This window comes from Plantimonas leprariae (genome assembly GCF_008802405.1).
GTDB lineage: Bacteria > Pseudomonadota > Alphaproteobacteria > Rhizobiales > Rhizobiaceae > Plantimonas > Plantimonas leprariae.
Genome location: NZ_VZDO01000006.1, coordinates 21,227 through 45,286 on the forward strand (window position 1 = coordinate 21,227; position 24,060 = coordinate 45,286).

Sequence of the window (24,060 nt, forward strand, 5' to 3'; positions counted from 1 at the left end):
GGACCCTCGCCGTTCTCGGCGATGAAGATCACGCCGGCCGCTTCGAGGGCTTCGCGTATTTTCTCCACGCTGCTTACACGAGCGTCTTGACCAGCTTCGTATCGGTTCACCGTATTGCCTCCGACACCAGCCTTCACGGCTAGGTCTTGCGTACTCCAACCAAGGGCTGCTCGCCCCATACGGCACTGAACTGGCTTCATATGGTGATTTTATCACCGAATGTGGTTGACATCAAACCGGTGATAAACATATGGTTGGTGGTGAGATTATCACCAATGGCCGACCCGATGCTGAACCGCACCTCTATCATGATCGCCGCCTGGGCTTCGTACCGCAAGGTTGCGATTGCCGCTCGCTACGAGCGCTCCTGTCGCCGCCTGTTCGGTCGCATCCTGCGGCAGGCCTGGATCAACGCCAAAGCCGAGGCCGCCCGCCAGCGTCGCGCCGCTTCGGTCATCGTTCTGCCGGTCACGCCTGCCGAACCGACCGCCTTCGACACGGCGATGGACGCGCTGAAATACCTGCCGGCGCACATGAGCTTCGAGCGCGCCGCCGCCGCTGTCCGCACCCGCTTTGCCGCCTACGCTTGAGAGGAGAACCGCTATGGCCAAGCCCTCGTCCGCTAAGCCGTCCGAGCCGCCGCTCGCCGATCCCGGCCTCGTGCTGGTCCGCGCCGTGCCGCCGAACGCCGCCGTGCTCGTCCACAATGCCATCATGGACATGCTGCGCGTCCCGCCCTTGCCGAGCCAGCCGCTGAACCTGCCGGCCGAGTAGGCCAGCCCGCCCCCATCCACCATCAGGAGATCCGAGAATGCCCAGCGTCCCGATCCGGGCGGCCGGCGAAGCTCTGCCCACCGTCAGCCGCCGCGCCTTCCTGCGCACCAGCGCCAGTGCCGCTATCGCGACCACGGCGGCCGGCGGCGCGCTCGCCATGCAGATGCAGTCCATCGCGGTTGAGCCCGCCGACCCGATCCTCGACCTCATCGCCGAGTACCGGAAACAGCAGGCCATCTTCGTCGCCGCCAGCGACAGCATGCCGGATGACGACGAATTCACTGCCTTCTACGAACAGACGACGGGGCCGCTGTTCCGGCGGTTGCGAGATGCCTGCCCGCCGGCCCGCACCTTGGCGGGTGCCGTCGCGGCCTTGCAACTCGTCGCTGACGAAAACGCCAATCTGGACCACTGGAACGCTTCGGGTTCGGTGACGAAGGCCGGGCTCGCTTACTTCAACGGGAGGACGCTCCCATGCTGAACAGGAGGAGGTTCATCGCAACCGCCGTCCCCGCGACGGCAACTGCAGCGCTCGGCGTCCGCGTCGCGCTGTCGGCTGAACAGGCTGACACGGCGAAGCTGGATGCCCTGCTTGTCGCATATATGGCCGAAGCGAAAGAGGCTCGGAGGCTGGGCGCGGCTTGGGACGCTGCCACGGCTGCGTTGCCGGAATGGGCGCGGTCGGGACCGGAGTTCCTGAGCTGGGACGGCACCAAATGCGGCGATAAGGTTCCGTGGCCCGAGGTCGCCGAACTGCCGGATCCATCTGGGCAGCGAGGCGTCTATCGTCGCATCCGGCCGAGCCTACGGAAGATCTGGGAGGATGCGCAGCATCCGATGTTCATGCCGGGTCCGACCTCCGTGCGGTACAGCCCGGAGCACAAAGACCTCCGCCAGCTTCCGGCGACGGAGTTCGATAAGCTGCGACGCCGGAGGGCACGGCTGGAAACCTTCAAGCGGATGCGCGTGCTCATCGCTCGATTGCGGGAGCAGAAGGCGGAACGGGCAAAGGTCGGCCTGCCAATGATAGGTAAGGCGCTAGACGACAACTACGACCGGCGCTGGGCGATCCGCGAGACGATCATGGCGGAGGCGTCGGGCACGTCGCCGCAGGACATCGCGGTGCTGGCGCTGTTCGAGTACCACGACGAGGGCGACCGGTTCCCGCGCGACCTGCTTCGCCGGCTGGTTCCGTCGCTGACCGGACTGTTGCGCACGGTGGTGGATGACATGCTCGCCCACGAGTGGGGGGACGATGCCAACACGCTTCTGCAAGGTGGACCAGGAGGGCTGGCCTGATGGGCGGCCCGTCCCCGATCGAGGCCTTCGCACCGCTGACGAACCCCTTGGCCGAGCGCATCGCCGCGCTCGCAGCCCGGATCGGCCGCGAAACGGCGGACTGCGCCGTCCTGATGTTCGCCCTGCCGATGCCGGCCGACGTTCGGCAGCGGTTCGAAACCGAGACCCTGGTGGCGATCGGCGAGCTGCTGGACGAGTTCGGACAGATCGCGCCGGGCGACAAGGACCGCTTCCGGCGGATCGCCAGCCTCGCGCTCGACCGGCGGCTGGCGCACCACGCCATGCAGGGTATCGCAGGAGGTGCAGCGTGAGTCGGCTCGTCTCCCTGGCCGTTAGGCTGACGATGTCCGTTGCAAGATCAGTTCGGCTTGTCGACGCAGGCTCGTCGCATCTGCCCCTGTCCGCCCTTCTTCGAGAACTGCGCGATCTGGCCTTTCGGGCATTTGCCATCATCGTAGAGAACGGGGTGCTTGAGCCCCGTAAGCGAGTCCACGGTCGGCTTGCTTTTGACCATTTCCGCCCGCGGGTTCGCTGGCGCGGCCATAGCAATCTGCAGTGCGTTCAGACACAGCACTACGGTAGCGCAAGCAGTGACAAGTGTTGGCCTGCGGATCGACTTCATCCAACCCTCCCGATTGGTAGCCTGTTCGGCATTCGCGACGGTAACATAAATCTACCGTTTGGGAAGGTGACGGAACTCTGGAAAAGCTTTAGCTGCGGGCCGACGCCATGAGCGTCTTCATTCGCTTCGGCGGCAAGGATAGCGGCGCATCCGCCCGCCGCTTCATCACCGCCGAGATTGAACGGCTGATCGACATGCTGGACGCGCTCGATGGCGATCCTGATGCCGAGGATGGCGGCGATGCCGAACCTTCGCTCGGCTGGACACATACGATGGCTTGGGGAACGACGGACGATTGGGAGGGAGCTGATGCCGTCGTATCCGCTGAGATCTAAAGTTCGCGGATGATCTCTGTATCGACGCTCCGCTAACTCTCCGGGACTAAAGCACTTTATCGTTCCGTTCACTTCCTCGGCGCTAACTTCGTCATTCTACCGGAGGATGACTGACACTGACATGCGCATCGGGACATCGGAGAGCTTCGCCGCCTTGAGCGGTAAAGGCGTTCTTGTGGTCGAGGACGACTACCTGTTGGCAGAGGAAATGGCAGACGCCGTACGCAGCGCTGGCGGCATCGCGCTCTGCCCGGTGCCGAACGTGGAAGGGGCAATGGCGATCATTGCATCCGCACAGGTCGACGCTGCCGTGCTGGATATCAACCTCGGCAGCGAAACCTCATTCCCGGTGGCGAAAGCGCTGAAGTCGAGAGGCATCCGGGTCGTGTTCGTCACCGGCTACGACGACTGGATGTTGCCGGACGACCTTACCGACGTGCCGATCTACCGAAAACCTGCCGATCCCGACAACGTCGTGCGCCTCCTATTCAAGCCAGAACGCCGAGAGGAGTGAAATCGAATGCCTGACGGCGATGGTCGGCCTGAAGATTTCTACATGCGCTCGGAAGCAGAAGTGATCGAGCAGGTTGCCGGTTTGATCGAACAGGCGCGTGATCTGGCACTCACGACCCGGCGAGCGATGCTGGCCTACATGTTGCAGATGGTGCTGCTCGACATTGAAGAACTGCGTAGCGACAAACCCTCACGCTGAAGGGGATAGCCGACCCGAACTAGTCTGAAACCGCTTGTGGCCGGCGGTAGCGCACGAAGATCGGCACGCCGGACGCGCTGTTCCGATCGTCGAGGCGAATACGATAGCCGCGCTCCATCAACTCCATGATCAGCGGTGTGCCGACCTTTTGAAGACATTCCACCAACTCGTCATCGGTCATCTTTTTCACCGGATCGCGGAACATTCGATCGGCTCACTGGCAATTTATCGCGAACGCGGGCTGCGCTTTATCACAGGCTAAAGACCGAACCGTCGATGCGCAGCTAACTAATGGTTGTGCGATCGAACGAGGGCGAAAACTTGTCCGCATCCCTGGCAATCGGCCGTCAGCAGCTTTCCGGCTTCTACGTTTGGGATGTCGGGTCGGACCTGGTGTTCAGTTGCGAAGGCACCGCCAAGCTGTTCGGCCTCGAACCAAGTGCCGCTCACCGTGGACTCCCGGTGTCGAGCTTCTTCGATTTGATCCACCCGGACGATCGGGAACGCATGCGCGAAGCGACACTTGCGGGAACGGAAGGCGTGTTCCGCTACCAGTACCGCATCGTCCGAGCGCCCGACGACGGGGTGACGGTTCGTACCGTGGGGTGCCGCTTCGCCGATGGTCGAGGCTCCCCAATTCGGCACGTCGGCACAATCGCGGCCCTCGATGGCGTTTCAGCCGATGTCACGATCGACATCATCGACCACTGCCTTGCGGCCTACGAACTGGCGCAAGGATCCGGCAAACCGATGATGCAGTACCTGATCGGCATGGCGTTGCTGGAGGCGGGCTTCGATGTTGCGCGAAGCCGCTGAGCCAGCACAACTCAGCCCTACCGCATCAAACCCGCCTTACGCAGCGCGTTCTCGATGACCCCACCGATCTGCGAACCGGCGGCGTTCGCCGGGCGGGGTGGGGGCAAATGATCGATCCGCCAAGGCGTTGGCTTCCCAGCCCCTTCCGCAAGGGACCATCCAGCGTTCTCACGTAGCGATCCTGTGTCGACAGCAATCGCCGGATCTAGCAGTTCCCACGACCGCGCATCCTGGCAGGTCGACGAGATACCGACATCCAGCATAAACGGGCCAGCTACGCCACAACTGTCGACGCCGGATATCTTCAACGGCGTGCCGTGCCCCATGCCAGCGACCGTGTATGAAACGAGCACGTCTCGCCCGTCTGCTGCCTGCCATGCCCAGCGCGAAATGCCAGCGTTGGTCTCGATACGATCAGGACGCTCGCCGAGCCCGTGAACGGACCGCCACTGCGCCAACGTCGCTTCCGCATTCGACGGGTCGACAGTCGCGTCCGTCATGCCGTGCCACACTGTAACCCTCGGCCAACGACCTTGATGCCCGGAGGCTTGCCGCAGTTGATCGGCGAGTTGCTTCGCATCCGGCACTCCTTGGCCTCGCATGCGCTTCAGAGCCTGCGGCACGTTGGCGGCGCAGGCATAGGGCAAACCTGCGATGATCGAGCCGCCGGCGAACACCTCCGGATAAGTCGCGAGCATCGCCGCAGCCATCGCGCCGCCGGCCGACAAGCCCGTTACGAAGATCCGTTCCCGGTCGATCAGATGGCGCTCAATCATCGCCGCGATCATTTGCCGGATCGAGGCGGCCTCGCCGGCGTCGCGCCGGATGTCGCCGGGAACGAACCAGTTAAAGCACAGGTTCGGATTGTTCTTGCGGCGCTGCTCGGGAAACAGCAAGGCGAAGCCGCCGAGGTCGGCGACCCGCGACCATCCCGATCCGTGATCGTAGTCGATCGCCGTCTGCGTACAGCCGTGCAGCACTACGACGAGCGGAGCGGACGGCGGCAGGTTTGCCGGTAGATAGGTGCGAGCGGCCAGCGCGCCGGGGTTGGCACCGAAATTGGTGAAATCCTGCAAGCGATCGATCGCAGCGCTGGGGAGTGGGCCGCGAAGTTTGCTCGTCTGTTGCAAGAGGTCGGAGAAACGATTGGCCACTGGCGGATCCAAACCTCGTGCTGAGAGCGTGGCATCGGCGCCGGTGCATCACGAGGTAAGGGTGCACTGCACAATGACATGGGGACGGCGCTCGGTCCCACAAGTGCAACAACCGAAGTCTGCTTCGTGAGGCTATGGTCGATCAACTGCCTGGCTGCTCGACCTCCTCCTGGCGAACGAGGCGGAACTGATGGTTCGCCTGCACCGAAATCGTAGCGCAGGCTCGCGAGCTCAGCGTTGCAGTTGGTAATGCAGTGCGCGCCCAGAGGCGAAGCGGGGCGCCAATCAGTCCGCTCGCTGCTGGACCAACTTTCTTCCGAGTTCGGTAAGTGTCCCGCTCGCAAGGTCGATTAATCCCAGCCGGGACAGAACGGCCGCATTCGCCTCGTCCTCCTTCGAGAGATGATCGCGAGGTGCACCCCTCTCATCGTCGAAGACGATCATCGTCTTTCGCTGGGAATAGCTCAGCTCGGTCCAAGTGATCGTCACTTGGTCAGCCTTCTAGGCAACGAATGCCGCTCCAAAGCCCAACTGACACTCACCGACTGACAACTTCGTATTCGTATTCCCGTCCAAATCCGTCGCGCGCTGATGCCTTGCCAGTGGCGATGAGGTCGGCTTCGATCTCGCGCTCTGGCATTCGTCCGACGACGTATTGGAGCCATTCATCGAGAAAGACCGTCCCGACAAACCGCCGCGGGCCGCCCGTACAGTCAAAGATGCGCATCTGAAACGGCTCACCCATAGCCGCCTAAGTACCACTGAACATTTCCACCCGCTCATCTTTCCTTAAGGAATGGTTTACGCGATCGGCAGAATGACGGCCATCCGAAGCGACGCGTCATACGCGTTGCCGTTGCCCTCAAGCTACTCGGCGAGCAGATGCCGTTCCATCTGGAGCGCAAGCGCGATGTCGATGAGGGCGTTGATGCGGTTGAGGCCGTGCAAGCGTCCCTTTTCACGAAAGCCGCCTTAGTGCGACTCTGGATCAAATCACGGATAGTCACGTCGCACGCTGGGTTCTGTCAGTTTCGTCAGGTCGCCAGCCAATCGCTTTCGCGCATTTTGGCACTATTGGCACTAACGGCACTGTGCGGGCGTGGCTTTCTCGCCACCTTCAGCAAGCGGTACGCGCGTTGTGCTTGGGATTGTGCGCAACGCTAAACGACCGTGCGTTATCGTATTGCGATAACAGAACAATTTGACGTTTGATGGCGGAGAAGAAGGGATTCGAACCCTCGATACGGTTGCCCGTATACGCCCTTAGCAGGGGCGCGCCTTCGACCACTCGGCCACCTCTCCGCCGCCGGAGTTAACGGAAGCGCCGCCGCTCCGCAAGCCGTCTTCGCATCACGATCGCCCGCCCAGCGCGCCACGACCATCGAGGCATGTCCCGGCGGGTCGGAGCGGTGGACGCGCCAGCGAGAGCGCGTATCTTCGCGACGAGATCGGACGCCACCGCGACCATCGTCCTGTTGCGGCTCGATCATTTTTGTTGATCCGCGTCATCACCCTCGCAAATGTGAGCTTGCGTCCGCGACGACGCTATGAAAGTGATCATGCGCAGTTTAGAGGCGGTCGAACGGGCACGCGGCGTCATGCGCAAGCCCGCTTCGGCAGGGGGATCGCCGGTTCGGCGGGAGTGCGGTGCGCCATGGCGGACTTCGTCCAACAGTTGATCAACGGGCTGACGCTCGGCTCGATCTACGGGCTGATCGCGATCGGCTACACGATGGTGTTCGGCATCATCGGCATGGTGAACTTCTCGCACGGCGACGTCTTCATGGTGTCAGCCTTCTTCGCCCTCATCGCCTTTCTCGTCATCACGACCTGGCTCGGCGTCGCCTCGATTGGGCTGGCGCTGATCGTCGTGATGGTCATCTCGATGGTGCTGACCTCGGTCCTGAACTGGGCGATCGAGCGCGTGGCCTACCGGCCGTTGCGGGGTTCGTTCCGCCTCGCGCCGCTGATCTCGGCGATCGGCATGTCGATCGTCCTGTCGAACTTCGTCCAGCTCGCGCAAGGGCCGCGCAACAAGGCGACGCCGCCGATGCTGAACCAGAACTTCCCCATCTGGACCGGCGCCGATGGGATGACGCTGTTCATCTCGCTGAAGCAGATCGTCATCTGGGTGGTGACGGCCGTGCTCCTCGCCGCCTTCTGGTACGTGGTGCAGAAGACCGCACTCGGCCGGGCGCAGCGCGCCTGCGAGCAGGACCGCAAGATGGCGGGGCTCCTCGGCATCAACGTCGACCTGACGATCTCGCTGACCTTCGTGATGGGCGCGGCGCTGGCGGCCGTCGCCGGCACACTGTTCCTGATGTACTACGGCGTCGTCCACTTCTCCGACGGCTTCACGCCCGGCGTGAAGGCGTTCACGGCGGCGGTGCTCGGCGGCATCGGCTCGCTGCCGGGGGCCGTTCTCGGCGGCATCCTGATCGGTCTCATCGAGGTGTTCTGGGCGCAGTACGTTTCGGCCGACTACCAGAACGTCGCCGCCTTCTCGATCCTGATCATCGTCCTGATCTTCATGCCGCAGGGCATCCTCGGCCGTCCGGAAGTCGAGAAGGTCTGAACCGATGAGCGCACCGATCGCCCGAACCATCGCGGCAGTCACTTCTCCCGCCGAGGCGCAGGACTACGGCAAGGCGTTCAAGGACGCGCTGATCGCCGGCATCGTCGCCTTCGCCATCTTCGGGCCGCTGGTGGGCCTGCGCACCACGCAGAACATCTCCAACGAGCTGATCGTCGAGAACAAGATGGGCACCGCGCTCGTCATGGTCGCGATCGTCTTCGTCGGCCGCTTCCTGCTTTCCGCCTTCATCTATCCGGCGATCGCCGCGCGGGCCGGACGGAAGAAGCCGCAGGCCGCCGTGCAGGCGAGCGTCGATTCGATGCGCGCCCGCAACAAGCTGATCGGCCGCATCGGCTTCGTCCTGCTGCTCGCCTATCCGGCGCTGATGGTCGCGCTGAACGGCGTCCAGGGCTCGATCAAGTGGGTAGACAATCTCGGCGTCCAGATCCTGATCTACGTTATGCTCGGCTGGGGCCTGAACATCGTGATCGGCCTCGCCGGCCTCCTCGACCTCGGCTACGTCGCCTTCTACGCGGTCGGCGCCTATTCCTACGCGCTGCTCGCCACCAATTTCCACCTGTCGTTCTGGATCCTGCTGCCGATGGCCGGCTTCTTCGCCGCGGCCTTCGGCATCATGCTCGGCTTCCCGGTGCTTCGCCTGCGCGGCGACTATCTCGCCATCGTGACGCTCGCCTTTGGCGAGATCATCCGCCTCGTGCTGATCAACTGGCGCGACTTCTCGGGCGGCTCGGCCGGCATCTCCGGCATCCCGAAGCTGACGCTGTTCGGCCTCTATTCCTTCGATGCGGGGGCGACGAACAACTTCGCGAAAGCCTTCGGCCTGCCGATGTCGTCGGCCTACTACAAGATCTTCCTCTACTATCTGATCTTGGCGCTTGCGCTCCTCACCGCCTTCGTGACGCTCCGGCTGCGCCGCCTGCCGATCGGGCGTGCCTGGGAGGCGCTGCGCGAGGACGAGGTCGCCTGCCGCTCGCTCGGCATGAACACCACGAACACCAAGCTCACCGCCTTCGCGACGGGCGCGATGTTCGCGGGGTTCGCCGGCTCGTTCTTCGCGGCGCGTCAGGGTTTCGTCTCGCCGGAATCGTTCGTCTTCATCGAATCGGCGGTGATCGTCGCCATCGTCGTCCTCGGCGGCATGGGCTCGATGGTCGGCGTCGCGCTCGCCGCGCTGGTGATGATCGGCGGCACCGAGCTCCTGCGCGAGCTGTCGTTCCTGAAGATCGTGCTCGGCAACGACTTCGACCCCAACCAGTACCGCATGTTCATCTTCGGTCTCGTGATGGTCGGGATCATGATCTGGAAGCCGCGCGGCTTCGTTTCCGCCCGCTCGCCGACCGCCTTCCTGAAGGAGCGCAAGGCGATCTCCGGCGACCTCGTGACGGAAGGCCACGGCTGATGGCCGCTGGGAACGCGACCACCATGGACCCGGTGCTGAGCGTCGAGCACGTGACGATGCGCTTCGGCGGCCTGACCGCCGTGAAGGACCTGTCCTTCACCGCCGCGCGCGGCGAGGTGACGGCGCTGATCGGCCCGAACGGTGCCGGCAAGACCACGGTCTTCAACTGCATCACCGGCTTCTACAAGCCGACCACCGGCATGCTGCGGATGACGCATCGCGGCGGCGACGTGCATCTCCTCGAGCGGATGCCGGACTTCAAGATCAGCCAGGTCGGCCGGGTGGCGCGCACGTTCCAGAACATCCGCCTGTTCGGCGGCATGACCGTCTTGGAGAACCTGCTCGTCGCGCAGCACAACATGCTGATGCGCGCTTCCGGCATGACGGTGCTCGGCATCCTCGGCTTCAAGCGCTACCACGACGCGGCGGCCGAAGCGGTGGACCGCGCCCGCCACTGGCTGGAACAGACGCAGCTCATCGACCGCGCCGACGATCCGGCGGCGGACCTGCCCTACGGCGCGCAGCGGCGGCTGGAGATAGCGCGCGCCATGTGCACCGGGCCGGAACTTCTTTGCCTCGACGAGCCGGCTGCCGGCCTCAACCCGCGCGAATCGGCCGACCTCAATACCCTGCTCCTCGACATCCGCGCCAAGGAGGGCACGTCGATCCTCCTCATCGAGCACGACATGTCGGTGGTGATGCAGATTTCCGACCACGTCGTGGTGCTCGAATACGGCAAGAAGATCGCCGATGGGAAGCCGGAAGCGGTGCGCAACGACCCGAGCGTGATCGCCGCCTATCTCGGCGTCGACGACGAGGAGGTGGAAGCCGTGGAGCACCAGCTCGACGCGATGGCCGGCGAGGCCGCGCAGTGAGCGCCCTGCCCGTCGCCGCCACCGCCGCCTCGCCCGCCGCCCCGCTGCTCAGCGTCCGGGGCGTGAAGACCTATTACGGCAAGATCATCGCCCTGAAGGGCGTCGACATGGACGTCCGTCCCGGCGAGATCGTCACGATCATCGGCGCGAACGGTGCCGGCAAGTCGACGCTGATGATGACGATCTTCGGCAACCCGCAGGCCCGCGAGGGCACCATCACCTATGACGGCCGCGACATCACCCGCATGCCGCCGCACGAGATCTCGCGCCTCAGGATCGCGCAGTCGCCGGAGGGCCGGCGCATCTTCCCGCGCATGACCGTGCTCGAGAACCTCCAGATGGGCGCGTCGCTCGACAAGCTGAAGCACTTCGATCAGGACGTCGAGCGCATGTTCGCGCTGTTCCCGCGCCTGAAGGAGCGCATCGGCCAGCGCGGCGGCACGCTGTCCGGCGGCGAGCAGCAGATGCTGGCGATCGCCCGGGCGCTGATGGCGCGCCCGAAGCTCCTGATGCTGGACGAGCCCTCGCTCGGCCTCGCCCCGCTGATCGTGAAGCAGATCTTCGACGCGATCCGCGCCCTGAACCGCGACGAGGGGCTGACGGTGTTCCTCGTCGAGCAGAACGCCTACCACGCGCTTCGGCTCGCCCATCGCGGCTACGTCATGGTGAACGGCGTCATCACGATGAGCGGTTCGGGTCGCGAGCTCCTGGAAAATCCCGAGGTCAGGTCCGCCTACCTCGAAGGCGGGCACCACTGATGCAGGGCATCCTCTACGAAACGCCGTCCGCCCTGCCCTTCCTGTTCGTCACCGTGATCCTCGGCGGCGCGGCGGCCTGGGCGACGGGCAAGAGCTGCGCCGGCACCTGGCGGTCGCAGTCGATCCTGTTCTTCTATCTGCTGCTGCTCGGCGTCGCGATCCGCTTCATCCACTTCAGCGTGCTCGGCGACACCCTCTTCTCGCTGCACTACTACGTCGTCGACACGATCGTCCTGATGCTCATCGGCTTCTTCGCCTACCGATACACCCGCGTCTCGCAGATGGTGACGCAATATTACTGGCTGCACGAGCGGGCCGGACCGCTGTCGTGGCGGCCGGTAACGACGCCGGCAACCGGCGGCGAGCCGATCGCAAAATCTGGATGACACCGGCGGCGGTTTCGAGCAAGTCTCGGACGGCGGGGCGTTCATCCGATCAATGGTTCCGGGAAACGGAACCGGGGTTCAGCAAGCAACAGGGGTTACGCATGAAGAAGCATCTCATCTCCAGCGCGGCGCTCGTCGCCGGCCTGCTGCTTTCGGGCACGGCTTTCGCCGACATCAAGGTCGGCGTGATGGGCCCGCTCACCGGCCCGAACGCCGCCTTCGGCGCGCAGCTCCAGAAGGGCGCCGAGCAGGCCGCCAAGGACATCAACGCCGCCGGCGGCATCAACGGCGAGAAGATCGTGGTCGAACTCGGCGACGACGTGTCGGACCCGAAGCAGGGCGTCTCGGTCGCCAACAAGTTCGTCGGCGACGGCGTCCAGTTCGTGGTCGGCGCCTTCAATTCCTCCGTTTCGATCCCGTCCTCGGACGTCTTCGCCGAGAACGGCATCCTGCAGGTGACGCCGGCCTCGACCAACCCGAAGTTCACCGAGCGCGATCTCTGGAACGTCTTCCGCACCTGCGGCCGCGACGATCAACAGGGCGCGGTCGCCGGCAAGTACATCGCCGACAACTTCAAGGACAAGAAGGTCGCGGTCATCCACGACAAGACGACCTACGGCCAGGGCCTCGCCGACGAGACCAAGAAGGCGATGAACGCCGCCGGCGTGAAGGAAGTCATGTACGAGGGCGTCAATGTCGGCGATAAGGACTTCTCCTCGCTGATCTCCAAGATGAAGAGCGCCGGCGTCCAGATCCTCTACTGGGGCGGTCTCCACACCGAAGGCGGCCTGATCGTCCGCCAGGGCGCCGATGCCGGCTTCAAGCCGACCTTCATGTCGGGCGACGGCATCACCTCGGACGAGTTCGTCACGATCGGCGGTCCGGCCGTCGAGGGCACGCTGATGACCTTCGGCCCGGACGCGACGAAGAACCCCGCCGCCGCGAACGCGGTCAAGGAGTTCCGCGACGCCGGCTTCAACCCGGAAGCCTACACGCTCTACTCCTACGCTTCCATGCAGATCATCGCGGAAGGCATCAAGCGTGCCGGCTCCGCCGACCCGCAGGCGGCGGCCAGCAAGCTGCGCGACGGCGAGCCGGTCTCGACCGTCATCGGCAACATCGCCTACGACTCGAAGGGCGACCGCAAGGACGCCGACTACACGATGTACGTCTGGAAGCCGAACGCGGAAGGCAAGATCACCTACGCCGAGATCGGCAAGTAAGCTTCGATACGCATCCGGCCGGTCGCCTTGCGGCGGCCAGCCGGCATCGATACGGGACCCCGGCGCCAAGCGCCGGGGTTTCTCTTTTGCATAGGGTGTGGTGGGAGCCGCCGGCGCCGGCGCTCGTTTCCGAGCAAACGGCGCCCTAGACCGCCGCGCGCAGATCGATCCGGAAGCCGGAGGGCGCGCGGGCGTAGTTGACGTCGCTGCGCAACGTCGCGGCCATCGCGCCGACGAGCTTGCGCCCGAGGCCCGTGCCCCGCGGCACGGCGTCGAGCGCGAAACCCGGCCCGTCGTCCTCGACGCAGAGCCGGAAGTCGCCCTCCCCCTCCTTCCGGAGAAAGATGCGGATTTCGCCGCCGCTCGATCCGTAGGCGTATTTGCAGGCGTTGCTGACGAGCTCGTTGACGATGACGCCGACCGCCACCGCCTTGTCGGTCTTCAGTTTCAAAGCATCCGCATGAAGCACGAGCCGGCGCGGCGAGGCCGGCGTCGACCAAGTCTCCTCGAGATCGGACAGGAGCGCCGCCAGATAGTCGGCCATGTCGACGAGTTCGAAGTCCTCGGACGTGTAGAGCTTGCGGTGGACCTGCGCGATCGCGAGGATGCGCTGCTGCGTCTGGCGCAGCGCCGCCTTCGCGCTTTCGTCGGTGAGCGCCGAGCCCTGCATGATCACGAAGGCGGACACCATCTGCAGGCTGTTCGCGACACGGTGATTGACCTCCTTCAGGAGGAACTGCAGCCGCTGGTTGGTGTCGCGCAGCGCTTCTTCCGCCTGCCGCGCCGCGCGCTTCAGCCCTTCCCGGTCCAGCGTCTGCGCGAAGGTGGTGGCGAGGAGGTCGAAGAATTCCGGGCCGATCGACTTCACGACGTAGTCGGACGCGCCCGCCTTCAGCGCCGCGACCGCGACGCGGCTCTCGTCCGAACCGGTGACGTAGACCACGGGCGGCGGCGCCGGCACCTCGCGCATCAGCCGCTCCAGCGTCGCCAGACCGTCGACTTCCGGCATGTAGTGGTCGATCGCGACGAGATCGAACCGCTCGCGGCCGAGCAGTTCGATGCCTTCCGGCCCCGAAGCGACGGTCGCGACTTCGAAGCCGCGCCGTTTCAGGTTGCGCTCGGTCAGGTGGCGCAACCCCTCGTCATCGTCGATGTAGAGGACTCGCGCCGGGCGATCCATGTCTTCGGTCCTACTGACCTTCCGGATCGGGAAGCTGGATCACCGACAGGAAAAGGCCGAGCTGGCGGATCGCCTGCGCGAAGGATTCGTAGTTCACCGGCTTGGTGATGTAGACGTTGGCGCCGAGATCGTAGCAGCGCTGGATCTCGACCTTGTCGTCGGTCGTCGTCAGCACCACCACCGGCGTGCGCTTCAGCGGTCCGTCCGCCTTCATCCGCGCCAGGATGTCGGTGCCGCTCATGTCCGGCAGGTTGAGATCGAGCAGCACCATCGCCGGGCCGTTCAGGGCCGGCCCGTCCTCGGCCTGGTAGAGATAGGCCAGCGCCGAGGTGCCGTCGGTGAAGTGGCGGATCTCGTTGGTGACGCCCGCGCGGCGGATGTTCTTCTCGATGAGGCGGGCATGCCCCTCGTCGTCCTCGATCATCACGATCGTGACGGACTTGTGCGTGGCGCTCAAGCGTTAAGCCTCCTTCGGGGGCTTGTAGACGGACGGCAGGGTCAGCGTGAAGGTCGAGCCGACGCCTACTTCCGACCGGCAGGAAACGTTTCCTCCAAGGCGGTAAGCGAGAGCGCGCACATGCGCAAGTCCGATGCCCTCGCCGGGCTGGTCCTGCGTGCCGGACCGCCGGAACAGGTCGAAGATCCGTTCGTGGTCGCGCGGGTCGATGCCGCGGCCGTTGTCCTCCACGTCGAAGCTCGCCTTGCCGCCCGAGTTGCGGCCGCGCACGGTGATCCGGACCGGCCGTCCCCGCTCGGCGTACTTCATCGCGTTCTCGACGAGGTTGGAGAAGATCTGCTCGACTGCGAGCCGGTCGCTGACGACGTCCGGCAAGGGTTTCGCGACGGCGATCTCGGCGCCGATCTCGCTGGTTCGATGCGCCAGGCTCGCGGAAATGCCGTCGAGGATCTCGGCGACCTTCAGGCGCTCCGGCGTGATCACGCGCCGGCCCTCGCGCGACAGGCGCAAGATGGCGTTGATCAGCCGGTCCATCTTCTGCGTCGAGGAGCGGATGAAGCCGATCGCCTCCGGCAGGTCCTCCTTGACCGCGAGTCGCGCGTCCTCGGAGACGACATGCGGCGCGTCCGCCTCAGCCTTGGCGACCATCTCGGCCAGCGGCTTGGTGGCGGCGTCGAGCTCGGCGGTGAAGCCCATGACGTTGACGAGCGGCGAGCGCAGGTCGTGGCTGACGATGTAGGCGAAGCGCTGGATCTCGTCGTTGGCGCGCTGCAGGTCGGCGGTGCGCGCGGCCACCGCCCCTTCGAGGTTCTCGTTCAGGCCGCGCAGGGCGTCGCGCGAGGCCTTCACCTCGTTGAGGTTGCGGCGAACCAGCCATATCGTGCTGGCGGCGACGAGCAGTGCGACCAGCCCCGCGACCGCGAGGATGGCGTAGGTGGTGAAGACGCTGCGCCGCTCGGCCGCCTGCCGGTCGGCGAGAAGCCGCTGCTCCGCTTCGATCATCTCTACGGAGGTCGCCCGCGACTGCCGGATCGCCTCGAAACTGCCGTCCGAGAACAGCGCCTTGTCGGCTTCCGCGTCGGTCACTCCACCCGGCCGGTCGAAGACCTGTCCGACCGTATCGATCTGAAGTTTCGCCAGATCGCGCAGCTTCGCGACGCGCGCCTGCTGGCTCGGATTGTCGGCGGTCAGCGCGGCGATCCGCTCGACGACCTTCGGCACTTCCTCTCTGGCCCTCGCGTAGCCGTCGACGAAGCGCTGGTCGGGTTGCAGGAGCTGGCCGCGCCGCACGACCTCGATCCGCTCGGCCCAGAAGCGGAACTCGGTCAGCGCGGTCTCCACCTGGTAGGTGTGGAGCACCCAGGCGTTGTGCTCCTGCTGGCGCGAAATGCCGTAGGCCACCGCCAGTACGGCGATCACAAGCGCGGCGAAGCCCGCGGCGACGGCGGCAAGGACGAATCGACCGAAATGCCGGTCCGTTTTCGTGAAGGGCATGTCAGGCGGGCTGTCCGGCGCGTGCCTGCCAGTCACGGATCGCCGGGTACAGCGAGCGGTAGCGGCCATAGGCCTCGGCGAAGGCTCCCGCCAGTTCCGCGCGGGGCTCGAAGACGCGGGCCGTCGGCGGCTCGGTCATCACCGCGGCGGGGTCAGCGCCGGTCGCGGCGACGAGGCCGAGCCGCGCCGCGCCGAGCGCCGCGCCGAAGTCGCCCGCTGCCGGCAGCGCGATCTGACACTGAAGCGCGTTCGCCATCAGGTCCAGCCAGTAGGCCGAGCGCGAGCCGGCGCCGACCGCGACGAGGCGCGTCACCGAGCCGACGCCGCCGCCGGCTTCCAGGCAGTCGCGCATCGAGAAGGCGACGCCTTCGAGCACCGCCCGCGTCACGTCGCGACGATCGGTCGAGGCTTCGAGGCCGACGAGGACACCGCGCACCGCGGCGTCGTTGTGCGGCGTCCGCTCGCCCGCGAGATAGGGCAGGAACAGGAGGCGGCCCGACGCTTCGCAACTCTCGCCGAGGGTGCCCGTCAGCTCCGCCGGCTTCTCGCGCAGGAACTGGCTCAACCACTCGATCGAACCGGCGGCGGAGAGCGTCACGCCCATCTGGTGCCAGGTGTTCGGCAGGGCGTGGCAGAAGGTGTGGATCGCGGTCTCGGGCCGCGGCGCGTAGGACTCGGCGGCGGTGAACAGGACGCCCGACGTGCCGAGCGACAGGAAGCCGGTGCCGGGCTTCACCACGCCGACGCCGCAGGCGGACGCCGCGTTGTCGCCGCCGCCCCCTGCCACCACGACGCGGCCGGCGATGCCCCATTCGCTCGCGAGCTCGGCGCGAAGCGTTCCGCTGGATTCGCCGCCCTCGACCAGCGCCGGCATGTGCTCGCGCGTGAGGCCGGTGCGCTCCAGCATGCGCTCCGACCAGTCCCGCCTACCCGTATCGAGCCAGGAGGTTCCCGCCGCGTCCGACATCTCGGACACCGCCTCGCCGGTGAGCCAGAGGCGGAGATAGTCCTTCGGCAAGAGCACCCGGCGCACGCGTCCGAAGACTTCCGGCTCGTTCCGCCGCACCCAGGCGAGCTTCGGCGCGGTGAAGCCCGGGAACACGATGTTGCCGGTGATGCGCCGCGCCTCCTCGTCGTCGAGCTCGGCCGCCTCGCGGTGGGAGCGCGTGTCGTTCCAGAGGATGCAGGGGCGCAGCACCTCGTCCCCTTCGCCTAGGATCGTCGCGCCGTGCATGTGGCCGGAGAGCCCGATGCCCTCCACCGCGGTCAGCGCCGCGCCGTGCGTTTCCTTCAACTCGGCGATGGCAGTGCGGCAGGCCTCGATCCAGCTCGCCGGGTCCTGCTCCGACCAGCCGAACTCCGGCCGCTGCACGGTCAACGGCGCGGTCGCCGTCGCGATCGGCTGCTGGTTCTCGTCGATGATGAGCACCTTCAGCGACGAGGTGCCGAGGTCGAGCCCGAGATAGTTGGCCATGCTGTCCTCCCGGCCCCGGCGATCGAGGCCATCCGCGCCTTTCTGGTTTCAGGACGCGAAAAACACAACGCCTGTTTCGCCGCCGGCCGGCAAGCGGCTGGCGCGACGCGCCGCTTTTCGCTAGCGCAGTGGCCGACAACTCCAGATCGGGTGCCGTCATGAGCCGCATCACCTACGTCAACGGCGACTACCTTCCGGAAGCGGAAGCGAAGGTCTCGATCTTCGACCGCGGCTTCCTGATGGCCGACGGCGTCTACGAGGTGACGACGGTGGTGGGCGGCAAGCTCATCGACTTCGCAGGCCACATGGCGCGGCTGCGCCGCTCGCTCGGCGAGCTTCGGATGGACGCGCCGACGAGCGAGGACGATCTCCTCGCGATCCACCGCGAGCTCGTCCGGCGCAACGCGCTGGAGGAAGGCCTGATCTACCTGCAGGTGACGCGCGGGGCGGCCGACCGCGACTTCGCCTTCCCGCCCGCCGGCACCAAGCCCTCGCTGGTGCTGTTCACGCAAGCGGGGCCCGTTCTGGAGCGCGAGAGCGTCAGGCGCGGCATCAAGGTCGCGACGGTGCCCGATCTCCGCTGGGCGCGGCGCGACATCAAGACGGTGCAGCTTCTCGCCCCCTCGCTCGCCAAGATGGAGGCGAAGGCCAAGGGCGCGGATGACGCCTGGATGGTCGGCGAGGACGGCTTCGTCACCGAGGGCTCGTCCAACAACGCCTATATCGTCGCCGGCGGCAAGGTGGTGACGCGGCACCTGTCGAACGCGATCCTGCACGGCATCACGCGCGCCTCCGTGGTGCGGCTCGCGGCCGAAACGGGGATGAACGTCGAGGAACGCCCGTTCACGGTGGCCGAGGCCAAGGCCGCCGACGAAGCCTTCATCACCTCCGCCTCCGCCTTCGTCACGCCGGTGGTCTCGATCGACGGCGTCGCGCTCGGCGACGGCTCGCCCGGCCCGATCGCGAAGCGGATGCGGGAAGTCTACGTCGCCGAGAGCCTCGCCCGGGCGATCTGACGGGTAACGCCTTGCGTTTCGCCGGCAAGGCGGACATGGTCCGCCGCGACATCGAAGACCAGCGCGAGAGGGGACGATCCATGACGAACGCTGCGAGCCTGCCGATCATCGAACGCGTCTGGCCGGTCGCCGACGCGCGGACGCGAATCGTGCGCAATGTCGCGCTCGTCGCCGTCGGCACGCTGCTCCTCACCGTCGCGGCCAAGACGCAGGTGCCGTTCTGGCCGGTGCCGATGACGCTGCAGACCATGGCGGTGGTGCTGCTCGGTGCGAGCCTCGGGTCGCGTCTCGGCTTCGCGACCGTGCTCGCCTATCTCGCGGAAGGCGCGGCCGGCCTGCCGGTCTTCGCCGGCACGCCGGAGCGGGGCATCGGCCTCGCCTACATGCTGGGCCCGACCGGCGGCTACCTCCTCGGCTTCCTCCTCGCCGCGACGCTGGTCGGCTGGCTGGTGGAGCGCGGCTTCGCCCGCTCGCTGCCGACCGTCGCGCTGTCGGTGCTCCTCGGCCACGCGACGATCCACGTCTTCGGCCTCGCTTGGCTCGGGAGCCTCGTCGGCTTCGACAAGGCGGTCGCCGGCGGTCTCCTGCCCTTCCTGCCGGCGGACCTCCTGAAGGCGGCGCTGTCGACCGCGATCATCCTCGCCGCGCGTCCGCTCGCCCGGCGCTGAGCCGGCACTTCGGCGGGTTCCGGGGCGGCCGTTCCGGCGCCGCCTCGCTTTGACCGCGCCGCAGCTGCGTCGGAAACACGACCGTATGAGTTCGATTCGATCCATTTGCGTCTATTGCGGCTCGTCGCCCGGCCGCGACCCGGCCCACCTAGAGGCCGGGCGCATCCTCGGAACGGCGATGGGCGAGGCCGGCATCCGTCTCGTCTACGGCGGCGGCACGCGGGGCATCATGGGCGCGGTGTCGGACGCGGTGCTCGCGGCCGGCGGCGAGGTGACCGGCATCATCCCGCGCTTCCTGATCGACATGGAGGCGACGGAGCGCGAGCTGACGCGGCTCGACGAGCTGATCGTCACCGCCGACATGCACGAGCGCAAACACAAGATGTTCGAGCGGTCCGATGCCTTCGTGGCGCTGCCGGGCGGCATCGGCACGCTCGAAGAGATCATCGAGATCATGACCTGGGGCCAGCTCGGCCGGCACGCCAAGCCGATCGCCTTCGCCAACATCAACGGCTTCTGGGACCCCTTGTCGAAGCTCCTCGACCACATGCGGGCGGAGGGTTTCATCCATACGGCGCATCAGGTGCGCCCGCTGGTGCTCGACCGGGCCGAGGACATCGTGCCGGCCATTGCCGGCGCGGCACCGGCCGACCCGGCCGAGCGCCTAGGCGAGCCGGCGGTGATCGAGCGCCTGTAGCTCAAGCGGCCTCGGCCGTCAGGCTCGCCCGTTCCGACGCGCGATCGCGCCGGCGGTCTCGGGCCTGTTTCAGCAGCGACCAGATGTAGATGCCGACGCTCGTCCAGATGAGGGCGAAGGCGACGAGCTGCCAGTTCGAGAACGGCTCGCCGAACAGGAACACGGCCGTCAGGAAGATCATCGTCGGCGCCATGTACTGCAGGATGCCGAGGGTGGCGAATTCCAGCCGCTTCGCGCCGGCCGCGTAGAGGATGAGCGGCAGCGCCGTGACGATGCCTGCGCCGAACAGGAGCAGCCAGTCCGACCCGTGCGGCACGTAGTGCCGGGGACCTTCCGGCACCGCCATGAGGATCACGGCAAGCGCCGGCAGGGCGAGGATCGCGACCTCCAGGAAGAAACCCTCCGCCGGGGCGACCGGGATCATCTTCCGCAGGAGCCCGTAGCCGCCGAAGCTGAGCGCCAGCAAGATCGAGATCCAGGGCAGCCCGCCGGCCAGCACGGTGAGGATCAGCACCGCGACGACCGCCAGCAGGATGGCGAGCGATTGCAGGCGGCTCGGCCGTTCGCCGAGGAAGATCGCGCCCATCAGCACGTTCACCAGCGGGTTGATGTAGTAGCCGAGCGCGGCGTCCACCGCGTGGTTCTTCACGATCGCGTAGACGTAGGTGCTCCAGTTCAGCGTGATCAGCGCGGCCGTCGTCGCCATCAGCGCGACGATGCGGGGCGAGCGGAATTTCGCGAGCGCCTGGCGAAGCGCACCACTCCACCAGAGGATGGCGGCGGCGATCGGCACCGACCAGACGATCCGGTGCCCGACGATCTCCATCGGCGGAACGTGCGACAGCGACTTCATGTAGAGCGGCAGGACTAGCCCCCACAGCACGTAGGCGGACACCGCGAAAAGGAAGCCGCGCGAGGTCTCGGCAGTCGATGTCGGCATGGCGGTCTTCGGCACTCGTTGCGAACGGGCCGATTGTTACGCGGGGCCGCGCCGGCCCGACACCCGTTTTCCCTGATGGCTCGTATTCATCGCGCTGATGCGGCGAAGCGGTCCGTCGCGCGGATCAGCCGGTCGCGGATGCCGGGTTCGCTCGCCGCATGGCCCGCATCCTCGACGATGTGGAACTCGGCATCGGGGAGCGCGCGGGAGAGGTCCCAGGCCGTCACCACCGGCGTCGCGAGGTCGTAGCGGCCCTGGACGATCACGGCCGGAATGCCCGCCAGCTTCGGCGCGTCGCGCAGCAGTTGCCCCTCCTCCAGCCAGCCGGCGTTGACGAAGTAGTGGTTCTCGATCCGCGCGAAGGCGATCGCGAACTCGTCCGCGTGGAAGGCGTCGCTGACCGAGGGGTCGGGCAGCAGCGTCAGCGTCTCGCCCTCCCAGCGGCTCCAGGCCCTCGCCGCCTCGAGCCGCACGGCTGGATCGTCGTGAACGAGCCGCCGGCGGTAGGCCGCCATCATGTCGCCGCGCTCGGCTTCCGGGATCGGTGCGAGAAACCGCTCCCACTTTTCGGGAAACAGGAAGGACGCACCCTCCTGATAGTACCATTCGAGCTCGAACCGGCGGAGGGTGAAGATGCCCCGCAGCACCAGTTCCTCGCATCGGTCGGGATGCGTCTCGGCATAGGCCAGCGCCAGCGCCGAACCCCACGAGCCGCCGAACACTTGCCAGCGCTCGACGCCCGCCATCTCGCGCAAGGCCTCGATGTCGGCGACGAGGTGCCAGGTCGTGTTCGCCTCCAGCGAGGCGTGCGGCGTCGAGCGGCCGCAGCCGCGCTGGTCGAACAGCAGCACGTCGTAGCGGACGGGATCGAAGAAGCGGCGATGCATCGGCGTCGAGCCGCCGCCGGGGCCACCGTGCAGGAAGACCGCCGGCTTCGCACCCGGCATGCCGCAGCGCTCCCAGTAGACGCGGTGACCGTCGCCGACATCGAGATGGCCGGAGGCGTAGGGCTCGATCGCCGGGTAGAGTTCCCGAAGTCCGCTCATGCGCCGCTCTTCCCCTCGGTATCGTGGTCCGGGTGCTGGAACGAGACGATGTCCGCCAGATAGGCGGCGTTCTCCACGTCCCCCATCGTGTCGCGCTTCGGCAGGCGGGCGAGCCGGTCGAAATAGGGGATCATCGCCTCCGTGCCGAACTGGATTTCCGGCGCGATGGCGGAGGGATCGTCGAACGCGCCGATCGCCATGCCGACGCCGTCCGGCGCCTCGTAGGTCAGCGGCGTGCCGCATTTCGGGCAGAAGCCGCGCTCGACATGGTTCGAGGAGCGGAAGCGCTGCGGCTCGTCCCGCGTCCATTCCACGCCCTCGACGCTCACCAGCGGCGCGAAGAAGCTGCCGAAGGCCTTCTGGCACATGCGGCAATGGCAGATCGAGGCGCGGCCGAGCGCCCCCTCGATGCGAAAGCGCACCGCGCCGCACTGGCAGCCGCCGGTGTGGACGGGCCGGTTGTCGAGCGTCATGACGGTTCTCTCCGATTGCTGTCGGCGAAACGGTCGGTCGCCGCCACCAGTTCTTCGACGATCCCCGCTTCCGTGAAGGCGTGGCCGGCGCTCTCGACGACACGATAGTCCGCCTCCGGCCAGGCCTTCGCCAAAGCATGGCTGGTCGCGGCGGGTGTCACGACGTCCCAGCGCCCTTGCACGATCGTCCCGGGGATGCCGGCGAGACGGCCGGCATTCGCGAGCAACTGCCCTTCCGCCAGGAACAGGGCATTGTGGACGTAGTGGTTCTCGATCGCGGCGAAGGCCGCCGTGGTCGGCCCCGCTGTCCCGACCCGCCCGGCGGGTCCGCCCCGCAGCGTCACGAGCCGCCGCTCCCAGCCGGACCATGCCGCCGCCGCGCGCTGGCGGATCGCCGGGTCAGGATCGGCGAGAAGCCGGTTGTAGGCGGCTACCGGATCGCCGCGATCCGCCTCGCCGAGCGGCTGGAGGAAGTCCGCCCAATGGTCGGGGAACATCAGGTTCGCGCCACCGCGATAGAACCAGTCGATCTCGGTGCGCCGCCCGGTGAAGACGCCGCGCAGCACCAGCGCGTCGACGCGTTCGGGATACGTCTCGGCATAGGCGAGCGCCAGCGTCGCACCCCACGACCCGCCGAAGACGAGCCAGCGCTCCGCCCCGACCATCTCGCGCAAGCGCTCGATGTCGGCGACGAGGTGCTCCGTCGTGTTGGCCTGTAGGCCGCCCAGCGGCGTCGAGCGCCCCGCGCCGCGCTGGTCGAAGAGCAGGACGTTGTAGCGCTTCGGATCGAACAGCCGCCGATGATGCGGCGCGGAGCCGCTGCCCGGCCCGCCATGCAGGAACACCGCCGGCCTGCCCCTCGGATCGCCGCAGAGCTCCCAGTAGAGTTCATGCCCGTCGCCGACGGCAAGCCGTCCCGTCCGGTAGGGCTCGATCGCCGGATAGGGCTTGGCCCCGTTCATACGCGCTCGATCATGCCGGGGTAACGTGCCACCACGGCATCGGAGGTCAGGAGCGTCAGTCCTTCCGCGCGAGCCTGCGCGATCATCAGCCGATCGAAAGGATCGCCATGCAACGGTGGCAGCGCCGCTACGGCGAAGGCGTGGTCGGCGGTGACCTGCAGTTCGCGATATCGCCGGGCGAGCAGTTGACGCCGCAACGCGACGATGTCACCCCGGATCACGCTGCGGCCGAGGCCGGTCTTGATCACCAGTTCCCACAGAGCCACGACACTGAAGGCGAGATCGCTCGCGGGATCCGAAAGAATGGCCGCCGCGGTCTTCGACAAGCGCTCCGTTTCGTCGGCCGCCCAGACCAGGAGATGCGTGTCGACCAGATATCCAGTCATTCGCGCCCTTCGAGGAAGCGGCGGAGCGGGTCGCTCTCATCCCCTTCGAACATCTCGCGAATCTCGTCGGCGAACATCGTGTCGAAATCGTCGGGAACGGAGAACTGACCACGCATGAAGCCGATCCGCGGCGTCGGGTCCGGAACGTCCGCCTCGATCGGCACGACCCTGACCAGCGGCTTGCCGCCGCGCGCGATGATGAACGACTCGCCTTTCGAGGCCTCCTCGACGAGCCGCGACAGATGCGTCTTGGCTTCGTGCATGTTCACTTGGCGCATCGGCGTTCCCTGAACTTAGTCCACCAACTTAGTCCGTTTG

The 24,060-nt window shown here is 66.5% G+C and carries 31 protein-coding genes, 1 tRNA gene and 1 pseudogene; 18 read left to right on the plus strand and 15 right to left on the minus strand.

The window, feature by feature from the left end; translation table 11 throughout:
* Nucleotides 1-92 precede the first annotated feature (92 nt).
* Nucleotides 93-179: pseudogene (locus tag F6X38_RS24220) on the minus strand (helix-turn-helix domain-containing protein); the annotation flags it as partial.
* Between F6X38_RS24220 and F6X38_RS23345 the strand changes: the two are divergent.
* Genes F6X38_RS23345 through F6X38_RS09780 form a run of 5 tightly spaced genes read left to right on the plus strand, consistent with a single transcriptional unit; the run spans nt 147 to nt 2,384 of the window.
* Entirely contained in the window at nt 147-590 is a 444-nt protein-coding gene (locus F6X38_RS23345; protein WP_210248885.1) for a hypothetical protein, read from the plus strand. The pseudogene F6X38_RS24220 and the gene F6X38_RS23345 sit on opposite strands and share 33 nt — an antisense overlap.
* A gap of 13 nt (nt 591-603) precedes the next feature.
* Nucleotides 604-774 (plus strand): hypothetical protein, encoded by a 171-nt coding sequence (locus F6X38_RS23350; RefSeq protein WP_161992692.1) that lies wholly within the window; start codon nt 604-606, stop codon nt 772-774.
* 37 nt (nt 775-811) lie between these two features.
* Complete coding sequence (locus tag F6X38_RS09770) at nt 812-1,255, plus strand: hypothetical protein (protein WP_150969544.1); 444 nt, start codon at nt 812-814, stop codon at nt 1,253-1,255.
* The gene (locus F6X38_RS09775; protein WP_150969545.1) at nt 1,249-2,073 is read left to right on the plus strand and encodes a hypothetical protein; all 825 of its coding nucleotides are present in this window, start codon (nt 1,249-1,251) and stop codon (nt 2,071-2,073) included. The genes F6X38_RS09770 and F6X38_RS09775 overlap by 7 nt, the downstream gene beginning before the upstream one ends.
* Nucleotides 2,073-2,384 carry a hypothetical protein gene (locus F6X38_RS09780; protein WP_150969546.1) on the plus strand — a complete coding sequence of 104 codons (312 nt, stop codon included), beginning with the start codon at nt 2,073-2,075 and terminating at the stop codon, nt 2,382-2,384. The genes F6X38_RS09775 and F6X38_RS09780 overlap by 1 nt, the downstream gene beginning before the upstream one ends.
* Before the next feature lie 47 nt (nt 2,385-2,431).
* On the opposite strand, the gene F6X38_RS09785 is transcribed toward F6X38_RS09780, so the two are convergent.
* Nucleotides 2,432-2,695: a DUF6719 family protein gene (locus F6X38_RS09785; protein WP_246191285.1), complete on the minus strand. Its 264-nt coding sequence runs from the start codon at nt 2,693-2,695 to the stop codon at nt 2,432-2,434.
* A 107-nt stretch (nt 2,696-2,802) separates the two neighbouring features.
* On the opposite strand from F6X38_RS09785, the gene F6X38_RS23685 reads away from it, so the two are divergent.
* From F6X38_RS23685 to F6X38_RS09800, 3 genes are all read left to right on the plus strand, one after another.
* The gene (locus F6X38_RS23685) at nt 2,803-3,030 is read left to right on the plus strand and encodes a hypothetical protein (RefSeq protein ID WP_150969547.1); all 228 of its coding nucleotides are present in this window, start codon (nt 2,803-2,805) and stop codon (nt 3,028-3,030) included.
* A 121-nt stretch (nt 3,031-3,151) separates the two neighbouring features.
* The gene (locus tag F6X38_RS09795) at nt 3,152-3,544 is read left to right on the plus strand and encodes a response regulator (RefSeq protein ID WP_161992693.1); all 393 of its coding nucleotides are present in this window, start codon (nt 3,152-3,154) and stop codon (nt 3,542-3,544) included.
* Between the two features lie 6 nt (nt 3,545-3,550).
* Nucleotides 3,551-3,742 carry a hypothetical protein gene (locus tag F6X38_RS09800; RefSeq protein ID WP_150969549.1) on the plus strand — a complete coding sequence of 64 codons (192 nt, stop codon included), beginning with the start codon at nt 3,551-3,553 and terminating at the stop codon, nt 3,740-3,742.
* A 19-nt stretch (nt 3,743-3,761) separates the two neighbouring features.
* Here the strand turns inward: F6X38_RS09800 and F6X38_RS23355 are convergent, their stop codons facing one another.
* Complete coding sequence (locus F6X38_RS23355) at nt 3,762-3,947, minus strand: hypothetical protein (RefSeq protein WP_161992694.1); 186 nt, start codon at nt 3,945-3,947, stop codon at nt 3,762-3,764.
* A gap of 116 nt (nt 3,948-4,063) precedes the next feature.
* Here F6X38_RS23355 and F6X38_RS09805 point away from each other — a divergent pair, with 116 nt between their 5' ends.
* Nucleotides 4,064-4,558 carry a PAS domain-containing protein gene (locus tag F6X38_RS09805; RefSeq protein WP_161992695.1) on the plus strand — a complete coding sequence of 165 codons (495 nt, stop codon included), beginning with the start codon at nt 4,064-4,066 and terminating at the stop codon, nt 4,556-4,558.
* 17 nt (nt 4,559-4,575) lie between these two features.
* On the opposite strand, the gene F6X38_RS09810 is transcribed toward F6X38_RS09805, so the two are convergent.
* Nucleotides 4,576-5,712 carry an extracellular catalytic domain type 1 short-chain-length polyhydroxyalkanoate depolymerase gene (locus F6X38_RS09810; RefSeq protein ID WP_150969551.1) on the minus strand — a complete coding sequence of 379 codons (1,137 nt, stop codon included), beginning with the start codon at nt 5,710-5,712 and terminating at the stop codon, nt 4,576-4,578.
* A gap of 1,212 nt (nt 5,713-6,924) precedes the next feature.
* Nucleotides 6,925-7,014 (minus strand) — tRNA-Ser (locus F6X38_RS09820).
* Nucleotides 7,015-7,366: 352 nt separating this feature from the next.
* On the opposite strand from F6X38_RS09820, the gene F6X38_RS09825 reads away from it, so the two are divergent.
* From F6X38_RS09825 to F6X38_RS09850, 6 genes are all read left to right on the plus strand, one after another.
* Nucleotides 7,367-8,287, plus strand: coding sequence for a branched-chain amino acid ABC transporter permease (locus tag F6X38_RS09825; RefSeq protein WP_150969553.1), 921 nt, complete (start codon nt 7,367-7,369; stop codon nt 8,285-8,287).
* 28 nt (nt 8,288-8,315) lie between these two features.
* The gene (gene livM, locus F6X38_RS09830) at nt 8,316-9,707 is read left to right on the plus strand and encodes a high-affinity branched-chain amino acid ABC transporter permease LivM (protein WP_425482847.1); all 1,392 of its coding nucleotides are present in this window, start codon (nt 8,316-8,318) and stop codon (nt 9,705-9,707) included.
* The gene (locus tag F6X38_RS09835) at nt 9,707-10,582 is read left to right on the plus strand and encodes an ABC transporter ATP-binding protein (protein ID WP_150969555.1); all 876 of its coding nucleotides are present in this window, start codon (nt 9,707-9,709) and stop codon (nt 10,580-10,582) included. Before livM ends, F6X38_RS09835 begins: the two co-directional genes overlap by 1 nt.
* The gene (locus tag F6X38_RS09840) at nt 10,579-11,340 is read left to right on the plus strand and encodes an ABC transporter ATP-binding protein (protein ID WP_161992696.1); all 762 of its coding nucleotides are present in this window, start codon (nt 10,579-10,581) and stop codon (nt 11,338-11,340) included. Before F6X38_RS09835 ends, F6X38_RS09840 begins: the two co-directional genes overlap by 4 nt.
* The gene (locus tag F6X38_RS09845; protein ID WP_150969556.1) at nt 11,340-11,726 is read left to right on the plus strand and encodes a DUF6867 family protein; all 387 of its coding nucleotides are present in this window, start codon (nt 11,340-11,342) and stop codon (nt 11,724-11,726) included. The genes F6X38_RS09840 and F6X38_RS09845 overlap by 1 nt, the downstream gene beginning before the upstream one ends.
* A 101-nt stretch (nt 11,727-11,827) precedes the next feature.
* Nucleotides 11,828-12,949 (plus strand): branched-chain amino acid ABC transporter substrate-binding protein, encoded by a 1,122-nt coding sequence (locus F6X38_RS09850; protein WP_150969557.1) that lies wholly within the window; start codon nt 11,828-11,830, stop codon nt 12,947-12,949.
* Nucleotides 12,950-13,094: 145 nt separating this feature from the next.
* Here F6X38_RS09850 and F6X38_RS09855 read toward each other — a convergent pair whose 3' ends face one another.
* The 4 genes from F6X38_RS09855 to xylB are packed head-to-tail and all read right to left on the minus strand — an operon-like array spanning nt 13,095 to nt 17,554.
* On the minus strand, nt 13,095-14,129 hold the full coding sequence (locus F6X38_RS09855; RefSeq protein ID WP_150969558.1) for a sensor histidine kinase: 1,035 nt from the start codon (nt 14,127-14,129) through the stop codon (nt 13,095-13,097).
* A gap of 10 nt (nt 14,130-14,139) precedes the next feature.
* On the minus strand, nt 14,140-14,553 hold the full coding sequence (locus F6X38_RS09860) for a response regulator (RefSeq protein WP_150969602.1): 414 nt from the start codon (nt 14,551-14,553) through the stop codon (nt 14,140-14,142).
* A 36-nt stretch (nt 14,554-14,589) separates the two neighbouring features.
* A complete protein-coding gene (locus F6X38_RS09865; RefSeq protein WP_150969559.1) occupies nt 14,590-16,080 on the minus strand; it encodes a sensor histidine kinase in 1,491 nt (496 codons plus the stop codon).
* A gap of 1 nt (nt 16,081) precedes the next feature.
* Nucleotides 16,082-17,554 carry a xylulokinase gene (gene xylB / locus F6X38_RS09870; protein ID WP_150969560.1) on the minus strand — a complete coding sequence of 491 codons (1,473 nt, stop codon included), beginning with the start codon at nt 17,552-17,554 and terminating at the stop codon, nt 16,082-16,084.
* Nucleotides 17,555-17,712: 158 nt separating this feature from the next.
* Between xylB and F6X38_RS09875 the strand changes: the two genes are divergently transcribed.
* From F6X38_RS09875 to F6X38_RS09885, 3 genes are all read left to right on the plus strand, one after another.
* Nucleotides 17,713-18,570, plus strand: coding sequence for a D-amino-acid transaminase (locus tag F6X38_RS09875; protein WP_150969561.1), 858 nt, complete (start codon nt 17,713-17,715; stop codon nt 18,568-18,570).
* Nucleotides 18,571-18,650: 80 nt separating this feature from the next.
* Nucleotides 18,651-19,238, plus strand: a complete 588-nt coding sequence (locus tag F6X38_RS09880) for a biotin transporter BioY (RefSeq protein ID WP_150969562.1) — start codon at nt 18,651-18,653, stop codon at nt 19,236-19,238.
* An 85-nt stretch (nt 19,239-19,323) separates the two neighbouring features.
* The gene (locus F6X38_RS09885; RefSeq protein ID WP_150969563.1) at nt 19,324-19,935 is read left to right on the plus strand and encodes an LOG family protein; all 612 of its coding nucleotides are present in this window, start codon (nt 19,324-19,326) and stop codon (nt 19,933-19,935) included.
* Nucleotide 19,936: 1 nt separating this feature from the next.
* On the opposite strand, the gene rarD is transcribed toward F6X38_RS09885, so the two are convergent.
* From rarD to F6X38_RS09915, 6 genes are all read right to left on the minus strand, one after another.
* Nucleotides 19,937-20,875 carry an EamA family transporter RarD gene (gene rarD, locus F6X38_RS09890; protein ID WP_150969564.1) on the minus strand — a complete coding sequence of 313 codons (939 nt, stop codon included), beginning with the start codon at nt 20,873-20,875 and terminating at the stop codon, nt 19,937-19,939.
* Nucleotides 20,876-20,961: 86 nt separating this feature from the next.
* Complete coding sequence (gene pip / locus F6X38_RS09895) at nt 20,962-21,921, minus strand: prolyl aminopeptidase (protein ID WP_150969565.1); 960 nt, start codon at nt 21,919-21,921, stop codon at nt 20,962-20,964.
* Nucleotides 21,918-22,394, minus strand: a complete 477-nt coding sequence (locus tag F6X38_RS09900; RefSeq protein WP_150969566.1) for a GFA family protein — start codon at nt 22,392-22,394, stop codon at nt 21,918-21,920. The genes pip (F6X38_RS09895) and F6X38_RS09900 overlap by 4 nt, the downstream gene beginning before the upstream one ends.
* Nucleotides 22,391-23,356 carry a prolyl aminopeptidase gene (gene pip, locus F6X38_RS09905; protein ID WP_150969567.1) on the minus strand — a complete coding sequence of 322 codons (966 nt, stop codon included), beginning with the start codon at nt 23,354-23,356 and terminating at the stop codon, nt 22,391-22,393. The genes F6X38_RS09900 and pip (F6X38_RS09905) overlap by 4 nt, the downstream gene beginning before the upstream one ends.
* The gene (locus tag F6X38_RS09910) at nt 23,353-23,742 is read right to left on the minus strand and encodes a type II toxin-antitoxin system VapC family toxin (protein WP_150969568.1); all 390 of its coding nucleotides are present in this window, start codon (nt 23,740-23,742) and stop codon (nt 23,353-23,355) included. Before F6X38_RS09910 ends, pip (F6X38_RS09905) begins: the two co-directional genes overlap by 4 nt.
* The gene (locus tag F6X38_RS09915; RefSeq protein ID WP_150969569.1) at nt 23,739-24,020 is read right to left on the minus strand and encodes a type II toxin-antitoxin system Phd/YefM family antitoxin; all 282 of its coding nucleotides are present in this window, start codon (nt 24,018-24,020) and stop codon (nt 23,739-23,741) included. The genes F6X38_RS09910 and F6X38_RS09915 overlap by 4 nt, the downstream gene beginning before the upstream one ends.
* Nucleotides 24,021-24,060 lie beyond the last annotated feature (40 nt).

Excerpts from the sequence above, each read along its gene's own strand:
- F6X38_RS23355 (WP_161992694.1), bottom strand. The coding sequence starts at position 3,947 with ATGTTCCGCGATCCGGTGAAAAAGATGACCGATGACGAGTTGGTGGAA.
- F6X38_RS09780 (WP_150969546.1), top strand. The coding sequence starts at position 2,073 with ATGGGCGGCCCGTCCCCGATCGAGGCCTTCGCACCGCTGACGAACCCC.
- F6X38_RS09900 (WP_150969566.1), bottom strand. The coding sequence starts at position 22,394 with ATGACGCTCGACAACCGGCCCGTCCACACCGGCGGCTGCCAGTGCGGC.
- F6X38_RS23685 (WP_150969547.1), top strand. The coding sequence starts at position 2,803 with ATGAGCGTCTTCATTCGCTTCGGCGGCAAGGATAGCGGCGCATCCGCC.
- F6X38_RS09875 (WP_150969561.1), top strand. The coding sequence starts at position 17,713 with ATGAGCCGCATCACCTACGTCAACGGCGACTACCTTCCGGAAGCGGAA.
- F6X38_RS09885 (WP_150969563.1), top strand. The coding sequence starts at position 19,324 with ATGAGTTCGATTCGATCCATTTGCGTCTATTGCGGCTCGTCGCCCGGC.
- F6X38_RS09850 (WP_150969557.1), top strand. The coding sequence starts at position 11,828 with ATGAAGAAGCATCTCATCTCCAGCGCGGCGCTCGTCGCCGGCCTGCTG.
- xylB (WP_150969560.1), bottom strand. The coding sequence starts at position 17,554 with ATGGCCAACTATCTCGGGCTCGACCTCGGCACCTCGTCGCTGAAGGTG.
- pip (WP_150969567.1), bottom strand. The coding sequence starts at position 23,356 with ATGAACGGGGCCAAGCCCTATCCGGCGATCGAGCCCTACCGGACGGGA.
- F6X38_RS09770 (WP_150969544.1), top strand. The coding sequence starts at position 812 with ATGCCCAGCGTCCCGATCCGGGCGGCCGGCGAAGCTCTGCCCACCGTC.
- pip (WP_150969565.1), bottom strand. The coding sequence starts at position 21,921 with ATGAGCGGACTTCGGGAACTCTACCCGGCGATCGAGCCCTACGCCTCC.
- F6X38_RS09855 (WP_150969558.1), bottom strand. The coding sequence starts at position 14,129 with ATGGATCGCCCGGCGCGAGTCCTCTACATCGACGATGACGAGGGGTTG.
- F6X38_RS09775 (WP_150969545.1), top strand. The coding sequence starts at position 1,249 with ATGCTGAACAGGAGGAGGTTCATCGCAACCGCCGTCCCCGCGACGGCA.
- rarD (WP_150969564.1), bottom strand. The coding sequence starts at position 20,875 with ATGCCGACATCGACTGCCGAGACCTCGCGCGGCTTCCTTTTCGCGGTG.
- F6X38_RS09910 (WP_150969568.1), bottom strand. The coding sequence starts at position 23,742 with ATGACTGGATATCTGGTCGACACGCATCTCCTGGTCTGGGCGGCCGAC.
- F6X38_RS09880 (WP_150969562.1), top strand. The coding sequence starts at position 18,651 with ATGACGAACGCTGCGAGCCTGCCGATCATCGAACGCGTCTGGCCGGTC.
- F6X38_RS09845 (WP_150969556.1), top strand. The coding sequence starts at position 11,340 with ATGCAGGGCATCCTCTACGAAACGCCGTCCGCCCTGCCCTTCCTGTTC.
- F6X38_RS09795 (WP_161992693.1), top strand. The coding sequence starts at position 3,152 with ATGCGCATCGGGACATCGGAGAGCTTCGCCGCCTTGAGCGGTAAAGGC.
- F6X38_RS09835 (WP_150969555.1), top strand. The coding sequence starts at position 9,707 with ATGGCCGCTGGGAACGCGACCACCATGGACCCGGTGCTGAGCGTCGAG.
- F6X38_RS09825 (WP_150969553.1), top strand. The coding sequence starts at position 7,367 with ATGGCGGACTTCGTCCAACAGTTGATCAACGGGCTGACGCTCGGCTCG.
- F6X38_RS23350 (WP_161992692.1), top strand. The coding sequence starts at position 604 with ATGGCCAAGCCCTCGTCCGCTAAGCCGTCCGAGCCGCCGCTCGCCGAT.
- F6X38_RS09860 (WP_150969602.1), bottom strand. The coding sequence starts at position 14,553 with ATGATCGAGGACGACGAGGGGCATGCCCGCCTCATCGAGAAGAACATC.
- F6X38_RS09800 (WP_150969549.1), top strand. The coding sequence starts at position 3,551 with ATGCCTGACGGCGATGGTCGGCCTGAAGATTTCTACATGCGCTCGGAA.
- F6X38_RS09915 (WP_150969569.1), bottom strand. The coding sequence starts at position 24,020 with ATGCGCCAAGTGAACATGCACGAAGCCAAGACGCATCTGTCGCGGCTC.
- F6X38_RS09865 (WP_150969559.1), bottom strand. The coding sequence starts at position 16,080 with ATGCCCTTCACGAAAACGGACCGGCATTTCGGTCGATTCGTCCTTGCC.
- F6X38_RS09785 (WP_246191285.1), bottom strand. The coding sequence starts at position 2,695 with ATGAAGTCGATCCGCAGGCCAACACTTGTCACTGCTTGCGCTACCGTA.